Source organism: Photobacterium sp. R1 (assembly GCF_054600795.1).
The window spans coordinates 1-245 of record NZ_BAAHZP010000856.1; the positions used below are offsets into that span (position 1 = coordinate 1).

The following is a 245-nucleotide window of genomic DNA, read 5'->3' on the forward strand; positions in this document are numbered from 1 at the left end:
TCTTCTCTATAATAGAGGCGGAAATAATCATCCGGCTTGCCCAATACCGCATTCGCCGCATCAATCTGAACCAACGCTTTATAGTGTTCTTCAAGCAAAGTCAGCCGGGGTAGCAATAAGTCTGGATGGCCGGGATCTTGTTTCGGAACAGCGATGACGGTGGGGCGAATATTAGCGCTGTGTTTATAGACTCTTAACGTATCGACAGACTGTGTCAGCAGCTGCAGACACTGCTCATCTGAAAT

The 245-nt window shown here is 47.8% G+C and carries 1 pseudogene; it reads right to left on the reverse strand.

What is annotated here, in order from left to right:
• Positions 1–245: pseudogene (locus tag ACYP03_RS27505) on the reverse strand (FAD-dependent oxidoreductase); the annotation flags it as partial.